General features: G+C 45.3%; 14 protein-coding genes. 13 read left to right on the forward strand and 1 reads right to left on the reverse strand.

Annotated elements, in window-relative coordinates; all coding sequences use genetic code 11:
• Nucleotides 1-14 precede the first annotated feature (14 nt).
• Complete coding sequence (locus H171_RS05395) at nucleotides 15-1013, forward strand: galactose/methyl galactoside ABC transporter permease MglC (protein WP_100307432.1); 999 nt, start codon at nucleotides 15-17, stop codon at nucleotides 1011-1013.
• A 197-nt stretch (nucleotides 1014-1210) separates the two neighbouring features.
• On the opposite strand, the gene H171_RS05400 is transcribed toward H171_RS05395, so the two are convergent.
• Nucleotides 1211-1663, reverse strand: a complete 453-nt coding sequence (locus H171_RS05400) for a CYTH domain-containing protein (RefSeq protein WP_100304232.1) — start codon at nucleotides 1661-1663, stop codon at nucleotides 1211-1213.
• Nucleotides 1664-1927: 264 nt separating this feature from the next.
• On the opposite strand from H171_RS05400, the gene H171_RS05405 reads away from it, so the two are divergent.
• The 12 genes from H171_RS05405 to H171_RS05465 all read left to right on the forward strand — a co-directional run bounded on the left by H171_RS05405 (nucleotide 1928) and on the right by H171_RS05465 (nucleotide 17421).
• The gene (locus tag H171_RS05405) at nucleotides 1928-2992 is read left to right on the forward strand and encodes a galactose ABC transporter substrate-binding protein (RefSeq protein ID WP_100304233.1); all 1065 of its coding nucleotides are present in this window, start codon (nucleotides 1928-1930) and stop codon (nucleotides 2990-2992) included.
• A gap of 1 nt (nucleotide 2993) precedes the next feature.
• On the forward strand, nucleotides 2994-3554 hold the full coding sequence (locus H171_RS05410) for a DJ-1 family glyoxalase III (protein WP_100304234.1): 561 nt from the start codon (nucleotides 2994-2996) through the stop codon (nucleotides 3552-3554).
• 16 nt (nucleotides 3555-3570) lie between these two features.
• On the forward strand, nucleotides 3571-5016 hold the full coding sequence (locus H171_RS05415) for an extracellular solute-binding protein (protein WP_166433595.1): 1446 nt from the start codon (nucleotides 3571-3573) through the stop codon (nucleotides 5014-5016).
• Between the two features lie 3 nt (nucleotides 5017-5019).
• The gene (locus H171_RS05420) at nucleotides 5020-7998 is read left to right on the forward strand and encodes an EAL domain-containing protein (RefSeq protein ID WP_100304235.1); all 2979 of its coding nucleotides are present in this window, start codon (nucleotides 5020-5022) and stop codon (nucleotides 7996-7998) included.
• A 113-nt stretch (nucleotides 7999-8111) separates the two neighbouring features.
• Nucleotides 8112-9398 (forward strand): trigger factor, encoded by a 1287-nt coding sequence (gene tig, locus H171_RS05425; RefSeq protein WP_100304236.1) that lies wholly within the window; start codon nucleotides 8112-8114, stop codon nucleotides 9396-9398.
• 134 nt (nucleotides 9399-9532) lie between these two features.
• Complete coding sequence (gene clpP / locus H171_RS05430) at nucleotides 9533-10120, forward strand: ATP-dependent Clp endopeptidase proteolytic subunit ClpP (protein WP_013273024.1); 588 nt, start codon at nucleotides 9533-9535, stop codon at nucleotides 10118-10120.
• A 130-nt stretch (nucleotides 10121-10250) separates the two neighbouring features.
• Nucleotides 10251-11552, forward strand: a complete 1302-nt coding sequence (gene clpX, locus H171_RS05435; protein WP_100304237.1) for an ATP-dependent Clp protease ATP-binding subunit ClpX — start codon at nucleotides 10251-10253, stop codon at nucleotides 11550-11552.
• A gap of 78 nt (nucleotides 11553-11630) precedes the next feature.
• Nucleotides 11631-13949, forward strand: coding sequence for an endopeptidase La (gene lon, locus H171_RS05440; RefSeq protein WP_100304238.1), 2319 nt, complete (start codon nucleotides 11631-11633; stop codon nucleotides 13947-13949).
• A 202-nt stretch (nucleotides 13950-14151) separates the two neighbouring features.
• A complete protein-coding gene (gene yihA / locus H171_RS05450) occupies nucleotides 14152-14751 on the forward strand; it encodes a ribosome biogenesis GTP-binding protein YihA/YsxC (protein WP_100307434.1) in 600 nt (199 codons plus the stop codon).
• A 66-nt stretch (nucleotides 14752-14817) separates the two neighbouring features.
• Complete coding sequence (locus H171_RS05455; protein WP_100304239.1) at nucleotides 14818-15699, forward strand: transporter substrate-binding domain-containing protein; 882 nt, start codon at nucleotides 14818-14820, stop codon at nucleotides 15697-15699.
• A gap of 183 nt (nucleotides 15700-15882) precedes the next feature.
• Nucleotides 15883-16677, forward strand: coding sequence for an amino acid ABC transporter permease (locus H171_RS05460; protein WP_207655223.1), 795 nt, complete (start codon nucleotides 15883-15885; stop codon nucleotides 16675-16677).
• A complete protein-coding gene (locus tag H171_RS05465) occupies nucleotides 16678-17421 on the forward strand; it encodes an amino acid ABC transporter ATP-binding protein (protein WP_100304241.1) in 744 nt (247 codons plus the stop codon).
• The last annotated feature ends 2 nt before the right edge of the window (nucleotides 17422-17423 follow it).

Raw genomic sequence — 17423 nt, forward strand, 5'->3', positions numbered from 1 at the left:
CTAAAGATTTACCTATGCAAACAAATAAAGTTAATATAAAGGATTTTCTTATTAATAATGGAATCATCGTCGTTCTCATCATGCTGGCGATTTTTACTGCAATTAAACAGCCATCCTTTGGTACCCCTGATAACTTAAAAAACATCGCTTTAAACGTAGCGCCCCGTTTTATCATTGCCTGCGGCGTATCCGGATGTCTGATCACCAGAGGTACAGATCTTTCCGCCGGACGTATGGTAGGGCTATCTGCCTGCCTTGCAGGTACTTTGCTTCAGAAACCAGGATATAGCGGAAAGTTTTTCCCAAATCTTCCTGATTTCGGAATCTGGTGGGTATTCGTAGTCCTGTTAATCTGTATCGCTGTTTGTGCGATTTTCGGTCTGATCAATGGTATGGTTGTTTCTTTTCTTCAGGTTCCGGCTTTTATCGGAACTTTAGGTATGCAGCTGATTGTTTACGGTGTCTGCCTTGTTTATACCAATGCGACTCCAATCGGCGGTTACCGTCCTGCCTATACAGAGGTAGCAAAGGGCAGGCTTTTTGGATTCATTCCTTATCTGTTCCTAATTGCCCTTGCAGTCGGGTTTGTGATCTGGTTTATTTATAATAAAACACCACACGGCAAATATATGTACGCCATCGGCGGAAACGAGCAGGCAGCGGAAGTTTCCGGCGTTAATACAAAAAAAACGAAAATCATCATTTATGTAACAGCAGCAGCCCTTTATGCATTGGGAGGTTTCCTTGTAGGCGCTAAATCCGGCGGTTCCTCCGTTAATATGGGAATGGGCTGGGAGCTGGAAGCCATTGCGGCATGTACCATCGGAGGCGTATCTGTAAATGGTGGTATTGGTAAGGTATCCGGTGTTCTGATCGGAGTACTGGTATTTGAAATCTTGAAGACCTGTCTGCAGTATCTGGGCGTTGATACCAACTTTCAGTATATTGCACAGGGAATTGTAATTGTAGTTGCGATTGCTCTGGACATCAGAAAGTATATTGCAAAGAAGTAATTCCTTTAAGGAGCGCCCCGCAGCTTTTACGGGGTTTTTAGAAAAAGGAATCGGAGCAGGGGCAGCGGACTCTTAAGAGTAATTCCGCCTTTGTTCCGGTTCCTTTTTATGAATGATGTTTCTATGAATGGCGAGCCGTAAGAGTCTGGAAAAGAGGTATCCTTTGGACTCCTGCGGCTCGCTTTATTCATAAAATATTATGGAAGCTGGCTTAGCCTGCTGTTCTGATATTCTCCTGAAAACGTTACGTCTTCTCCAAACCAGGAGGGAGGAATGAAGTTTTCAGCTTCTTCTCGTTCCGGGAATTCCACTTCGGCTAATATTAACCCTTTAAAGCGTCCATCAAAGACATCCAGTTCTATGATCAGATGATCGGAACCTTTTAGGGGGATCAGATATCGTTTTTTTGTAAGAATATGGCCATCCGCTTTTTTGATTAAGTGTTCATAGGACTCTGGTGTCAAAGGAAGATTGTATTCCTCCCGTTCCAAAAGTCCCTTTGATTTGTAGGTAAGGTAATAGGAGTCATCCTCCCTGCGGATCCGTACAACAGGTTCTGTTGAGAGATATCCCTGTTCTATGAAGTGACAAGGATAGGCGGTGTAATCAGCCGGCGGGTGGGGTATGAGATATTTACGTTCTATTTCCATGGGAAATTCCTCCTGCTATAATGTTTTGTACTGCCATATGCGGCCAGTATGTCATGGACAATAAGTTTATTAATACCTGGCCAGGTTTTTCTGTTATACCATGAAAGCAATGAGATAAGCACTGCAAAGCGGTAAGGCTAATGCGACACGATGATAGATGCCTGCGTCATTATACCACATGGGAACAAAAAGTAGAAGGTGGTGGCAAAAAAAGAAAAAACGTGGTAATATGGGGAAAACAATGGAATTCAGGAGATTTTGGACATGAAACGTTTAAGTAAACGGATTTTTGCGGCTTTTCTGGTTGTCTGGGCTTCTTTTCTGCTTTATGGATGCGCTCCGCGGGATCAGGAGAAGAATACCGAAGATAGTTCAGCATCAGAAGCAGGCACGGAAGGGATTCATGAGGAGAAAGGCCCTAAGATCGGGATAAGCATATACCGCTATGACGATACATTCATGAAGCTGTATCGTTCGGAACTAAAACAATATCTGGAAGAAACCTACCATGCGGAGGTGATCATGCGTAATGCCGGAGGAGATCAGGATGAGCAGAACCGGCAGATCAGCCAGTTTATTTCGGACGGGTGTGAAGGGATTATAGTAAATCCAGTGGAGGTGTCGGCTGCGCCCGGTCTTTCTGATGCCTGCAGCCAGGCAGGGATCCCTTTAGTTTTCATTAACAGGGAGCCAAACGAGGAGGAGCAGAAGCGGTGGCAGAACAACCATATGGCAGTGTCCTGCGTTGGAACAGATTCCAGGCAGGCAGGGACTTATCAGGGTGAGATCATACGGGAAATGCCTGATAAAGGAGATATAAACGGCGATGGGGTGGTGTCTTATGCCATGCTCATGGGAGAGGACGGCAATGAGGACAGCCGTTACCGGACGGAATATTCCATAAAAGCCCTGGAAGAAGGGGGAATGAAGACGGATAAACTGTTTTCCGGCAATGGAGACTGGAACAAGGATAAAGGGAAGAAGCTTGCGCAGGAGGTGTTAACCACCTACGGAAATAGGATAGAGGTAATCTTCTGCAACAATGATTCCATGGCAAACGGTGCTTTGGAAGCTGTAGAAGAGGCAGGCCGCGTTCCTGGAAAGGATATTTACCTGGTAGGGGTTGACGCCCTTCAGGATACGGTAAAATATATAAAAGATGGAAAAATAAACGGGACAGTTTTAAATGATCATGAGGGACAATCCCAAACAGCTGCCGATACTTTGATAAAGATGATTGACGGGGAAGATGTGGACACAAGGTATCAGGTGGATTATATCAAGGTCACTGCAATCAGTACCTTTCATACGCTAAAAGGAGAGGATTAAAATGGGAAAAGTATTTGCGTTTTTCGCTGATGGATCAGAGGAAGTGGAGTTATTGGCAGTTGTGGATATTTTAAAGAGGGGTGGCCAGGAGGTGACCCTTGTTTCCGTTACGGGGAAAAGAGATGTGGTAAGTGCCCATCAGATAAATATCCAGGCAGACTATGAATTTTCCGAAGTAGACTGTAAAGATGCCGATGTTCTGTTTCTTCCCGGCGGAATGCCGGGGACCAGGAATTTAGGTGCTCACAAGGGGCTGTTAAATTCTTTAAAAAAAGCTCATAAAGAGAACCGGAGAATCGCGGCGATCTGCGCTGCCCCAAGTATACTAGGAAGGCTTGGTATCCTGGAAGGAAAGAGAGCAACCTGCTTTCCCGGCTTTGAACCAGAGCTTAAAGGTGCCTTGTATACAAAACAGGGAGTTGTTACGGATGGGAATATAACCACCGCCAGGGGGTTAGGCTATGCGCTGGATATGGGAATTGAACTTCTGGGCCTTCTGACGGATAAAGATCATGCCCGCCAGGTAAAGGAGGCCATCCAATACGACCATAGTTCCATGTGATGGGGTAGGTGAATGTATGAAAAAAGGATGGGTATTGCCGGTTCTGGCTGCTGTTTTCATCGGCCTGCTTACCGGATGTGAGAAGAAAGATCCATATGGATTATCGGAAAAAGATCCGGTCACCATTACCATCTGGCATTATTACAATGGCGTCCAGAAGGAAGAATTCGACCGTCTGGTGCAGGAGTTTAATGAAAACAAAGGAAGAGAAAAAGGGATCATCGTCAAGGCGTTTAATAAGGGAAGCATTGACGAATTGAGCATTCTGATTAATGAAAGTATTGAAAAGAAAATCGGAGCGGATCCTCTGCCTGACGTTTTTTCTGCTTACGTGGATAAGGTATACGAAGTGGATCAGATGGGGTTGGCAGCAGATTTAAGCAGCTATCTGACTGCGGACGAAATATCGGAATATGTGGATGCCTATATGGAAGAAGGCAAATTTGACAGCACAGGGGCGATCAAGGTATTTCCTGTCGCCAAGTCTACTGAGATCCTTACTGTGAACAAGACGGACTGGGACAAGTTTGCAGAGGCAACAGGAGAGACAGAGGAGGCTCTTTCCACCTGGGAAGGAATCACCCGTGTGGCAGAGGCCTATTATAAATGGACAGACAGCTTAACGGAGGAACCGGATGATGGAAAGGCTTTTTTCGGAAGGGATGCGTTTGCTAATTATATGATCATCGGCAGCCTTCAGCTGGGCCATGAAATCTTTAAAGAAAAGGATGGGAAAACCATTCTGGATTTTGATAAGCAGACCATGCGGAAGCTATGGGACAATTATTACGTTCCCTATGTAAATGGATATTTTGGTTCCTACGGGAAATTTAGAAGTGATGATGTAAAGACAGGCCAGCTTGCTGCCTTTGTTGGGGCAACCAGCGGAATCTCTTACTTTCCAACCTCAGTGACCCTTGAGGATGGGACCAATTATGCCATAGAAAGTAAGCTTTACCCTCTTCCCAATTTCCAGGGTACCGTTCCCTGTGCAGTACAGCAGGGAGCCGGTATGATGGTGTTTAAATCTGAGGAAAAAAGAGAATATGCAGCAACACTATTCCTAAAATGGTTTACATGTGTAGAACAGAATATGAAGTTTGCTATTGGTTCCGGTTATCTTCCGGTAAAGAAGGTTGCCGGTAATGAAGAACTGCTTAGACCCTTCCTGGAGGAAGCCGGAGAGGACAGCGGGGTATCACAGAACCTTCTGATTGGCCTTAACACAGCGAATCAATACCGGCTTTATACTTCAAAACCGTTTAAAGGCGGTGACCGCGCAAGAAGCGTGCTGAATTCTTCAATGGTTTTAAAGGCAAAAGAAGATTACGAAGAGATATGCGCCCTTATAGGACAGGGAGTGAAACGGGAAAGTGCAGTTGCAAATTTTGTGACGGAAGAAAATTTCGATAACTGGTACAGGGACACAATGGAGCAGTTGGAAGCGATTGTTGGAGAGTAATTTATGAAGAACAAGAGTAGTGAATCCATTCGCACCCAGCTTCTGGGACCTTTGCTGATCCTTCTGGTCCTGCAGGCTGCGGTCATTGCTGGGCTGGTACTGTTTGGCGGGGTTTCCATCAAATTAAAGAATAATGAAATCCACATATTAAGTGAAAATACAGAAAGCACAAAGCTTAGCCTTGAGAAGGAGACCTTTCACCATTGGGTCGTTATGTTTAATAATTCTGAATTCATAACTGCCGGAATCCAGCAAGTGCTGGACAGTGAGGGACGCGAATCCAGGGATATCCTTATGGATCATGAACTGAATCGGAAAATCGTTGATAAGGTTATGGAAAAGTCCATAGAAATGCTCCACTTAAGCCATGCGACAGGAGTTTTTGTGGTCTTAAACGGCCCGGCTGCCAAGAACAGTCCGGTTGAAATGAAAGCAGGCTTTTATTTGCGCAATTCCAATTCCGGAGGATATTTAAAGGATAATTCGTCCCTTCTTATGGAGAGAGGACTGCCATCCATAGCGGAAAAATACGACATTCCTCTGGATTCCTTCTGGGAACTTGGCTTTCAGGAAGATGAGGAGAATAAAGCCGCCGCCTCTTTTTATAAGAAGCCGTATCTTATGGCGGTTCAGAATCTGGCAGCCAAGGATGATGCCATGAAATTTGCCTACTTAAGCCAACCTTTCCGCTTAAGCCCCAGGGATATACAGGTAATAACCTATTCCATCCCAATCATTCTTAATGACGGCACCGTTGTGGGGACATGCGGGCTGGAGATCACCTTAAACCAGCTTGAGCAGATTCTGGGAGAAGACCAGACAAGCGGCAACTTTGAAGAATGCTGGCTTTTAGGTATCCGGAACAAAGGAACAAAGACCATTGTCCCTGTCGCCTATTCCGGATATTTGTATAATCAGTATTTTAACGAGAGCCAAAGAATTGATTATGAGGATAATGAAGAAGAAAACATCAGTGAGCTGACGTCTTCTGAGGGAACCAAATGGTATGCCAGCATAAGAAGTTTAGATGTCTATGGAAACAATGGACCTTTTGAGGAAGATGAGTGGGTATTAGCCGGTATCGCACGCCAGAAGGATCTGCTGTCTTTTTATAATGCAATCCGGCGCATGCTTCTTGGCTCCATGGCAGTACCGCTTATTTTCAGCCTGTTAGGGGCGTTTGTTATAGGCAAGATCATGACGGAACCTATCCGCAGACTGATCGTGGAATTAAGAGGAAAGTCAGGAAGCAGGGGACTTTCCCTTAAAAGAGTACATATCAGGGAAATCGATGAACTGACAGAGACCATTGAACAATTAAATCAGGATGTGGAAAGGGCGTCGTCAAAAATTTCAAGTATTCTGGAACATGCCAATGTCCTTATTGGTGTATTTGAATATGAGGAGGAAGCTGACCGTGTATTCTGCAGCCGCTCTTTGTTTCAGATGCTGGACTGGGGAAGTATAGAAGAGCCATACTGCTATATAAAAACAGAAAAATTCAAGAAATACATGAAGAGGACCTTTAGCGGAATTAAGATAAAAGGGGACCGTATTTTGCAGTGCCTGGAGGGCCCGGAAGGGACGCGCTGGGTGGAATTTATTCTGGACGGATCAAAGAAAGGGACAATTCTTGGAGTGTGTTCGGATGTGACTGCGGATGTAGAGGAAAAAGAAAAGCTGGAGCGGGAGAGAAACTTTGACCTGCTGACGGAGATTTACAACCGGAGAGCATTCCGTGAACAGGTCGCGGCTGTTATGAACAGGCAGAAAGAAAAGGTTTCTGCACTTATCATGTGGGATCTGGATAATTTAAAATATATTAATGATACATACGGGCATGACGAGGGAGACCGGTACATTGTCCTCTTTGCCAACTGCTTAAAGATATTCTCTGAAAAGGGAGGGATTGTAGCCAGATATTCCGGAGATGAATTTGTTACCTTTATGGAAGCAGATGAAAAGGAAGAAATCAGAGAAAAAATCCGGGAATTCATGAAGCATATTCAAAAATTCTCACTGAATACGGGTGGTGGATACCAGTTTCCTATCCGTGTGTCGGGAGGGCTTTCCTGGTACCCGGATGATGCGGCAGACTTTGAGACCCTGTTTAGTTATGCGGACTTTGCCATGTATATGGTAAAGCACAGCGTGAAAGGGGTGGTAAAGGAATTCGATTTAAACGAATATACCCATAACTCCTATATGCTTGCAGGCAGCGAAGAGCTTAACCGGATGCTTGATAAAAAAGAGGTTTGTTTTGCTTTTCAGCCAATTGCAACAAGGGAAGGAAGGATTTACGGATATGAATTGCTGATGCGTCCAAAATTTGCAAATATGAAGGGAATCAGTGAAGTGCTAAATCTGGCAAGAGCGCAGGCAAAGCTTTCCCAGATAGAATCTCTTACCTGGTTTGCAGGACTTAAGGCGGTTGTGGCGGAGGCTATGGCCGGGCAGCTGGGAGCTGACGAGAAGCTGTTCATCAATTCCATTGCAAGCGTTTGCTTAACGGAAACAGAGCAGACGGAGCTGGAAGAAACCTACGGGGATCTGCTTCACCGAATTGTCATTGAAATGACAGAAGGCGAACCGGTAAGCCACGATTTCATGCAACGTAAAGTCGACATGGCGAGGCGGTGGAAGGGGCAGGTCGCTGTTGATGATTTCGGGACAGGATATAACAGCGAATCCATTCTCCTGCGTATGAGGCCGGATATCATTAAGGTGGATATCAATCTGGTGAAACGGATCCACGAAGACCAGAACCGCCAGATCATTTTAAGGAATCTTTTGGATTTTGCAAAGCAAAACAACATAACAGTTCTTGCCGAGGGAGTAGAAACCCCGGAAGAGCTTGAATTTCTTATGAAATGCGGGGTTTCTCTGTTCCAGGGATATTATATTTCAAGACCGCAGATGGAGATCAGACCCCTGGACCCCTACATCGTGAAGCGCATGCAGGAGTTTTCAGGAAAAACCTGATTTAATCGTAAATAATGCTGGAATTTACGGGACGAGTATGCTATAATGTTAAATTGAAGTGTAACGCCCTGTTGATTTGGCGGTTCACATATATTTCAAGGAGGAACCCTTTAATGAGTTTACAAGTAGAAAAATTAGAAAAGAACATGGCAAAATTGACGGTAGAAGTGTCGGCGGAAGAGTTTGATAAGGCTCTTACTGCGGCTTACAATAAGAATAAGGGCAGATTCAACATCCCTGGTTTCAGGAAAGGGAAAGCTCCTCAGGCCATGGTTGAGAAGATGTATGGAGCAGGCATTTTATATGAAGATGCAGTAAACGAGGCTCTTGATGCAACCTATGGTGATGCAGCAGAAGAAAGCGGACTGGACATTGTTTCCAGACCTGAGATTGACATCGTACAGGTAGAAAAGGGTAAGACCCTGATCTATACGGCAACAGTAGCCGTAAAACCAGACGTAACACTCGGCGAGTATAAGGGAATCGAAGTGACCAAGGCATCTGCTGAAGTAACCGATGAAGATATTGATTCTGAATTAAAGAGAGTTCAGGAACAGAATTCCAGACTTATCTCAGTAGAAGACAGACCCGTAGAGGACGGTGACCAGACGGTTATCAACTTTGAAGGCTTTGTAGACGGAAAGACATTTGAAGGCGGAAAGGGTGAGGATTATCCTCTTACCATTGGTTCCCACTCCTTCATTGATACCTTTGAAGAGCAGCTGATCGGAAAGAACATCGGTGAAGAGTGTGAAGTCAACGTAACCTTCCCAAATGAGTATCATGCAACAGAACTGGCAGGAAAGCCTGCATTATTTAAGGTGACTGTTAAGGAAATCAAGAAAAAAGAACTTCCTGAGTTAAACGATGAGTTTGCAAGCGAAGTTTCTGAATTCGAGACATTGGAAGAATACAAGAACGACATCAGGGAAAAGGTTGCTTCCAGAAAAGAGAAAGAAGCAGCAACAGAGAACGAAGATCATGTGGTAGAGAAGGTTGTTGAAAATGCTACCATGGAGATTCCTGAGCCTATGATCGACAGCCAGGTGAACAACATGGTTAATGATTATGCAAGAAGAATGCAGAGCCAGGGCCTGTCTCTTGACCAGTACATGAAATTTACAGGCATGACTCTTCAGTCCTTAAAGGAGCAGATGAAGCCACAGGCTCTTAAGAGAATCCAGACAAGACTGGTATTGGAAGCAGTTGTGAAAGCTGAGAACATCACTGCATCTGACGAAGCAGTAGAGAAAGAAATTGCCAGCATGGCAGAAGCTTACAAGATGGAAGCCGCTATGGTAAAAGAATCTCTTGGAGAAGTCGGAATCCAGCAGATGAAGGAAGATCTGGCAGTTCAGGAAGCAGTAGATTTTCTTGTTGCAGAAGCAAAATTAGTTTAAGAATTATCCCTTGAATAGATTCCTGGCATTTTGTCCGGAGTCTATTCGACTTTGATAAGAGATATCTTGGGGTATCCCTTTATGCCCAGAAAGCATGGGCAAAATATAGGAAAGAGCAGACAGGAGGAAGACAGATGAGTTTAGTACCTTATGTCATTGAATCAACCAGTAAGGGCGAACGTTCTTACGATATTTATTCCAGACTTCTTAAGGAGAGGATCATTTTCCTTGGGGAAGAGGTATCCGATGTATCGGCAAGCCTTGTAGTGGCCCAGCTGTTATTTTTAGAGGCAGAGGATCCGAATAAGGACATCAACCTCTATATCAACAGCCCTGGCGGTTCCGTAACCGCAGGCATGGCAATTTATGATACCATGAACTATATTAAATGTGATGTATCTACTGTTTGTATGGGCATGGCAGCCAGCATGGGAGCATTTTTGCTGGCCGGCGGAGCAAAGGGAAAACGGTTCGCTCTTCCAAATGCGGAGGTTATGATTCATCAGCCATCCGGCGGAGCAAAGGGCCAGGCCACTGAGATCCGAATCGTAGCTGAGAATATACTGAAGATAAAGAAGCGTTTAAATGAAATCCTGTCAGCAAACACTGGCCAGCCTTATGAAGTGATTGAACGTGATACGGAGCGTGACAATTACATGAACGCGGAAGAGGCGAAGGCATATGGCTTGATTGATGATATTATCTACAGCCATGACCGATAAGCCTTTACGCTTAAACAGCCAGGGCGATTGATAGGAAACACCCTGCGGGGTATCCCCGTTACACCCGGTAAAACGGGGCGGGTACTGCCAGAAAGCAGGGCAATGTATTAGGAAAGAATGAGGTGTGTATATGCCGGTCAGAACAGACGACAAGATCCGATGCTCTTTTTGCGGGAAGACCCAGGACCAGGTAAAGAAGCTCATTGCCGGTTCCAATAATGTCTACATCTGTGACGAATGCATTGACTTGTGCGCAGAGATATTAGAGGAAGAATTTGACAGCCATGAGGAAGATGTACCTGATTTTGGTGATATCAACCTGATGAAGCCAAAGGAAATCAAGGCTTTTTTAGACGATTATGTCATTGGTCAGGACAACGCAAAAAAGGTATTGTCTGTAGCAGTCTATAACCACTACAAAAGAATCACTTCCAGAAAAAAAATGGATGTAGAAGTGCAAAAGAGCAATATTCTGATGTTAGGTCCTACCGGCTCTGGTAAAACCTATCTTGCGCAGACGCTGGCAAAGGTTTTAAATGTTCCGTTTGCTATTGCAGATGCCACCGCCCTAACAGAAGCTGGTTATGTTGGCGAGGATGTTGAGAACATCCTTTTAAAGCTTATCCAGGCGGCTGACTACGATATCAGCAGGGCAGAATATGGGATTATCTATATCGATGAGATTGATAAAATAACAAAAAAGTCGGAAAATGTGTCTATTACCAGAGATGTTTCCGGCGAAGGCGTACAACAGGCCCTTTTAAAGATCCTGGAAGGTACGGTTGCAAGTGTTCCGCCCCAGGGAGGAAGAAAGCATCCCCACCAGGAACTTTTACAGATCAATACGACCAATATTCTGTTTATCTGCGGAGGCGCCTTTGATGGATTGGAAAAAATCATTGAGCGCCGGTTAAGTGCCGGTTCCATCGGCTTTAATGCGGAAATCGTAGATAAGAACAAAACAGATATTGATGATCTTCTGAAAAAGGCCCTTCCTCAGGATCTTGTGAAGTTCGGATTGATCCCGGAGTTTATCGGCCGAGTGCCGGTTAATGTATCCCTGGAGCTTCTGGATCGTGAAGCGCTTGTGAAGATTTTAACAGAGCCGAAGAATGCCCTGGTCAAGCAGTATCAAAAATTGTTTGAACTGGATGATGTGAAGCTTGAGCTGACTAGTGAAGCAGTAGAACGGATTGCGGAGCTGGCAGTGGAGAGAAAAACAGGGGCCAGAGGCTTGCGTTCCATTATGGAAAGCGTAATGATGGAGATGATGTACGAGATTCCATCGGACAGCAGCATCGGAATCTGCACGATTACCAGGGATGTTGTAGATAAAAAGGGTGAGCCGGAGCTGATTTACAGGGACACGGCAGTCCCAAGAAAATCACTGGCTCAGAAGTTAAGAAAAGATAAGACAGGCGAGATCGCATAGGTCCCTGCATGAGTCAGGAAGGTGTTACAGCGAGAAAATCTGCTGGAACACCTTTTTGAATGCAAAGGAGAGAACACAATGGTGGATAAGACAATCACAATGCCAGTTATCGCCCTGCGAGGCATGACTGTTCTTCCCAAAATGATGCTGCATTTTGATATCAGCCGGACAAAATCCATTGCAGCTGTGGAGAAGGCAATGGTGGGAGATCAGAAAGTATGTCTGGTTACCCAGAAGAATTCTGAGGAAGCTGACCCTGGAATCGAAGATTTGTATCAGATCGGTACAGTGGCTCTCATCAAGCAGCTGGTAAAGCTGCCGAATAATGTGATCCGTGTTATGGTGGAAGGTATGGAGCGGGCAGAGCTTTTGACTCTTGACAGCGAGGAGCCCATGCTCATAGGTGAAATTGAAAAAGCTCTGGAAGCAGATGATTCCATTGATTATATTACAAGAGAGGCTATGATTCAGATCATTCAGGAAAAGCTGGAGGAATACGGCAGGGAGAATCCCAGAGTCGCTAAAGAGGTACTTCCGGGTCTCATGGTGCTTAATGACCTTGGCGAGCTTTTGGACCAGATTGCCGTACAGCTTTCCTGGGATTACCGGGTACGCCAGCAGGTGCTTGAAAGCGCTCTTTTAGAGGACCGGTATGCGCTGGTTGTTAATCAGCTGATGACGGAGATCGAGGTCACAAAGGTAAAACGGGAATTACAGTCCCATGTTAAGGAACGGATCGACAAGAACCAGAAAGATTATATCTTAAGGGAGCAGCTTAAGGTGATCCGCGAGGAGCTTGGTGAGGACAACCCATTGTCCGATTCCGACGAATACTTAAAGAGACTGAAGGCATTAAAGGCTGATAAGGAGACCAAGGATAAGATACAGAAGGAGATTGAACGCTTTAAGGCGATGCCTGGAGGAAGTCAGGAAGCCAATGTGGTCCGTATGTACCTTGAGACGGTCCTGGAGCTTCCGTGGAAGAAGCTGTCAAAGGATGATAACAGCATCGCCCATGCAGAGGAGATCTTAAATGAGGATCATTATGGCCTTGAGAAGGTAAAGGAGCGGATTCTGGAATATTTAGCAGTCCGCGTCCTTACAAAAAAAGGATCCAGCCCTATCATCTGTCTGGTAGGACCTCCTGGAACAGGAAAGACTTCCATTGCCAGATCGGTGGCAAAGGCTTTAAATAAGGAGTATGTAAGGATCAGTCTGGGAGGAATCCGGGATGAAGCAGAAATCCGTGGACATCGGAAAACCTACGTGGGTGCCATGCCTGGAAGGATTGTAGAGGCCTTAAGACAATCCGGAGTCAGCAATCCGTTAATGCTTCTAGATGAGATCGACAAGGTCAGTAGGGATTATAAGGGTGATACTTCTTCCGCTCTTTTAGAGGTTCTGGACAGCGAACAGAATGTGAAATTCCGGGATCATTATGTAGAGATTCCCATTGATTTATCCAATGTGCTGTTTCTTGCAACGGCCAATACCACGACCACCATACCGGGGCCGCTTCTTGACCGTATGGAAGTAATTGAAGTAAATAGCTATACGGAGAATGAAAAATTCCATATTGCAAAGAATTACTTAGTGAGAAAGCAGCGGGAAAAAAATGGGCTTAAGCCAAGTCAGGTGGCCATATCGGACGAGGCTCTTGAAAAGATCATTCACCATTACACCAGAGAGGCCGGAGTCAGGAATTTAGAAAGGCGGATCGGGGCTGTTTTCAGAAAAGCTGCAAGAGAATTCCTGGAAGATGGGAAAAAGGCCATAGAGATAAATTCAAACGACCTGGAGAAGTATTTAGGTAAGGAAAAGGTACTCTTTGAGGATGTAAACGAGGAAGACCAGGTAGGAATCGTAAGAGGTCTTGCATGGACCAGCGTCGGCGGCAACACCCTTCAAATTGAAGTCAATGTCATGCCAGGGAAGGGAAGCCTTCAGATGACCGGACAAATGGGCGATGTCATGAAGGAATCCGCCCAGACTGCTTTAAGCTATGTCAGGTCGGTATGCCCGGAATATAAGGTAAAGGATGATTATTTTGAAAAACACGATATCCACCTTCACATTCCGGAAGGTGCCGTGCCAAAGGATGGCCCATCGGCAGGAATCACCATGGCAACGGCTATGCTGTCTGCGGTCACAAAACGGAAGGTAAACGCCAAAGTGGCCATGACAGGGGAGATCACTCTTCGCGGCCGTGTTCTGCCTATCGGTGGCCTGAAAGAAAAAATTCTGGCTGCCCGTATGGCCCATGTGGAGAAAGTTCTTGTTCCTGACAGGAACCGCCCGGATATTGCAGAGCTGTCAGAGGAAATCATCGGAAATCTGGACATCATATATGTGAAGAACATGCCGGAGGTTTTAAAAGAAGCTTTCATCAAGGAATAGAAGCACAGGTATGCCCAAAAAGCATGGGCAGGAAAGAGGAAACACCCTTCGGGTATACCTTTATGCCCAAAAAGTATGGGCAGGAAAGAGGAAACACCCTTCGGGTATACCTTTATGCCCAAAAAGTATGGGCAGGAAAGAGGAAACACCCTTCGGGTATACCTTTATGCCCAAAAAGTATGGGCAGGAAAGAGGAAACCATATGATCATTAAATCAGTTGAGCTGGAGACTGTGTGTGGAATAACCAGCAAGCTTCCGGAGAATACAAAGCCGGAGTTTGCCTTTGCGGGCAAATCCAATGTGGGAAAATCTTCTCTCATAAACGCCCTGATGAACCGCAAATCCTTTGCCAGAACCTCGTCCCAGCCGGGGAAGACTCAGACCATTAATTTTTACAACATCAATGATGCTTTGTACTATGTGGATCTTCCAGGCTACGGCTATGCTAAGGTATCCCTGGAAGTGAAGGCAAAGTGGGGGAAAATGATAGAAAACTATCTTCATAAGTCCTCCATGCTCCGGTGCGTGTTTTTGCTGATCGATATCCGTCACGAACCATCGGAGAATGATAAGACCATGTATGATTGGGTCGTGCACAATGGCTATCATCCGATCATCATCGCCACCAAGCTGGACAAGATCAAGAGAAGCCAGGTGCAGAAATCGTTAAAAGTCCTTCGCACGGGGCTTGGGATCGGAAGCGATGTGACAGTGATTCCCTTTTCCGCTGAGACCAAGCAGGGCAGGGAAGAAATATGGGACTTAATTTCAGAATCCGTAAATAGTCTTGACAAGGAGTAAAAATCTTTTTATAATGAACCTATTTATTACATAGAGTTCATTTTGGAGGAAGAGGAGAAAACAGTTATGAAAAAGAAAATGAGAAAAATCGTATCAACTCTTATGGCAGCGACCCTGGCAGCATCCTTTCTGACTGCCTGCGGAGGCGGTAATGCCGCAACAGGCACGTCTGCGGGAGCGGGCAAGGAAACAGGAGATAACAAGGTATTAAAGGTTGCCATGGAGTGCAGCTACGCACCTTATAACTGGACCCAGCCGACAGATGCAGGCGGAGCCGTTCCAATTTCCGGAAGCTCTGATTTTGCTTATGGCTATGACGTCATGATGGCTAAAAAGATAGCAGAGGAACTGGGCTATGGACTGGAGATCGTTAAGCTGGACTGGGATTCCCTTGTTCCTGCCGTTCAGTCCGGAAAGGTTGACTGTGTCATTGCCGGTCAGTCCGTTACTGCAGAACGTATGCAGTCTGTTGATTTTACAGAACCTTACTACTATGCGACCATTGTGACCCTGGTGAAAGCCGGAGGCAAGTATGAGAATGCAAAGAGTGTTGCTGATTTTGCCGGGGCAACCGCTACTTCCCAGTTAAATACCATCTGGTATGATAACTGTCTGCCTCAGATTCCAAATGCAGACATTCAGCCTGCCCAGGAATCCGCACCGGCCATGCTGGTATCTTTAAGCTCCGGAAGATGTGACCTGGTAGTAACAGACAAGCCTACCGGTCAGGCGGCGCTGGTTGCTTATCCTGACTTCAAGCTCCTTGATTTTACCGGAACAGAGGGTGAGTTTAAGGTTTCTGATGAAGATGTGAACATCGGTATTTCTTTGAAGAAGGGCAATACAGAATTAAAGGATGCCGTAAACGGAGTACTTGCCAAAATGAGCAAGGACGATTTTAACAAGATGATGGAAGAAGCAATTTCCGTTCAGCCATTATCCAAGTAATCCAGGTAACATACCTGAAAGTGTAGGTCGGATGCAGGAATGCAGGCATTCCTGTGCCTCACTCACTGCTTGCGGGAATAAAAAATAGAATCAGGGCTTGCAGGCACGGGACAAGAGTGTTCTTATTTCGTGCCGTTTGTTCTGTTTTGACGAAGTACGAGAAGGAGAAGGTAGTATATGTCTTTGCCATCAGATTTTTTTGGAAGAATTGTATTTATACTGCAGCATTATGGCCCTTCCTTTTTAAATGGGGCGGGAAAGACTATGGCAATCGCCATTGTCGGCACATTCATCGGCTGCATCATTGGCTTTGCCGTAGGAATTATCCAGACGGTTCCGGTTTCAAAAAGTGACAATCCGATAAAACGGTTTTTATTAAAATTAATTAAATTTATTTTAAATGTTTATGTAGAGGTATTCCGCGGAACTCCTATGATGGTTCAGGCCATGTTTATATTTTATGGTTCTTCCGTACTGTTTGGCATTAATATGTCCATCGTTTTTGCTGCCTATTTCATTGTATCCATTAATACAGGTGCTTATATGGCTGAGACTGTGAGAGGAGGAATCCTTTCCATTGATCAGGGACAGACCGAGGGCGCCAAGGCTATCGGCATGACCCATTTTCAGACGATGGTCAATGTTATCATGCCCCAGGCACTGCGCAATATCATGCCTCAGATTGGCAATAACTTAATCATCAACATTAAGGATACCTGCGTGCTTTCTGTTATCGGCGTAGTGGAGTTGTTTTATGCCACAAAAGGCGTTGCAGGCGCGTACTATACCTATTTTGAAGCATTTGGCATCACCATGATCATTTATTTCATCCTGACCTTTACCTGTTCCAGAATCCTTCGTTACTGGGAGAAGAAGATGGATGGTCCGGACAGCTACGATCTGGCGACCACGGATACGCTGGCTTATACCAGCGGTATGGTCAAATTTCCAGATCCTAAAGAGAAGGAGGTTAAATAAATGACAGACGGAAAAGTTTTAGAGATTCATCATTTGAGTAAAACCTTTGGAACGAATGTGGTGCTGCGGGACATTGATTTTTCTGTCAATGCCGGAGATGTGACCTGTATTATCGGAGCATCCGGTTCCGGAAAGTCAACGCTGCTTCGATGCATCAACCTGTTGGAAACTCCTACTACCGGCGAAATCCTGTACCATGATGTAGACATTACAGACCGGAAGATGAACGTTCCTTCTTACCGTACGAAGGTAGGTATGGTGTTCCAGAGCTTTAATTTATTCAATAACATGACTGTTTTGGAAAACTGTCTGGTAGGACAGGTAAAGGTGCTGAAAAAGGATAAGGAAGAAGCCAGAAAGAAGGCAATGATGTATCTGGAGAAGGTAGGTATGGCTCCTTACATCAATGCAAAGCCAAAGCAGCTTTCCGGCGGGCAGAAGCAGAGAGTGGCCATTGCAAGGGCCTTGGCAATGGAACCGGAGATCCTGCTGTTTGACGAGCCAACCTCTGCACTGGATCCCCAGATGGTAGGGGAAGTACTGGCAGTTATGAGAACTTTGGCAAAGGAAGGCCTTACCATGATCATCGTAACTCATGAAATGGCATTTGCCAGGGATGTGTCCAGCCGTGTGGTTTATATGGCAGGCGGCGTCATTGAAGAAGAAGGCGCTCCGGCTGATATTTTTGGGAATCCAAAGAAAAATTCAACTAAAGAGTTTTTAAACCGGTTTATGCAGGGATAAGA

Origin of the sequence: [Clostridium] celerecrescens 18A, assembly GCF_002797975.1 — a bacterium.
Classification (GTDB): domain Bacteria; phylum Bacillota; class Clostridia; order Lachnospirales; family Lachnospiraceae; genus Lacrimispora; species Lacrimispora celerecrescens.

Coding starts and splice junctions, on each gene's coding strand:
- H171_RS05395 (WP_100307432.1), top strand. CDS start 15: ATGCAAACAAATAAAGTTAATATAAAGGATTTTCTTATTAATAATGGA.
- H171_RS05400 (WP_100304232.1), bottom strand. CDS start 1,663: ATGGAAATAGAACGTAAATATCTCATACCCCACCCGCCGGCTGATTAC.
- H171_RS05405 (WP_100304233.1), top strand. CDS start 1,928: ATGAAACGTTTAAGTAAACGGATTTTTGCGGCTTTTCTGGTTGTCTGG.
- H171_RS05410 (WP_100304234.1), top strand. CDS start 2,994: ATGGGAAAAGTATTTGCGTTTTTCGCTGATGGATCAGAGGAAGTGGAG.
- H171_RS05415 (WP_166433595.1), top strand. CDS start 3,571: ATGAAAAAAGGATGGGTATTGCCGGTTCTGGCTGCTGTTTTCATCGGC.
- H171_RS05420 (WP_100304235.1), top strand. CDS start 5,020: ATGAAGAACAAGAGTAGTGAATCCATTCGCACCCAGCTTCTGGGACCT.
- tig (WP_100304236.1), top strand. CDS start 8,112: ATGAGTTTACAAGTAGAAAAATTAGAAAAGAACATGGCAAAATTGACG.
- clpP (WP_013273024.1), top strand. CDS start 9,533: ATGAGTTTAGTACCTTATGTCATTGAATCAACCAGTAAGGGCGAACGT.
- clpX (WP_100304237.1), top strand. CDS start 10,251: ATGCCGGTCAGAACAGACGACAAGATCCGATGCTCTTTTTGCGGGAAG.
- lon (WP_100304238.1), top strand. CDS start 11,631: ATGGTGGATAAGACAATCACAATGCCAGTTATCGCCCTGCGAGGCATG.
- yihA (WP_100307434.1), top strand. CDS start 14,152: ATGATCATTAAATCAGTTGAGCTGGAGACTGTGTGTGGAATAACCAGC.
- H171_RS05455 (WP_100304239.1), top strand. CDS start 14,818: ATGAAAAAGAAAATGAGAAAAATCGTATCAACTCTTATGGCAGCGACC.
- H171_RS05465 (WP_100304241.1), top strand. CDS start 16,678: ATGACAGACGGAAAAGTTTTAGAGATTCATCATTTGAGTAAAACCTTT.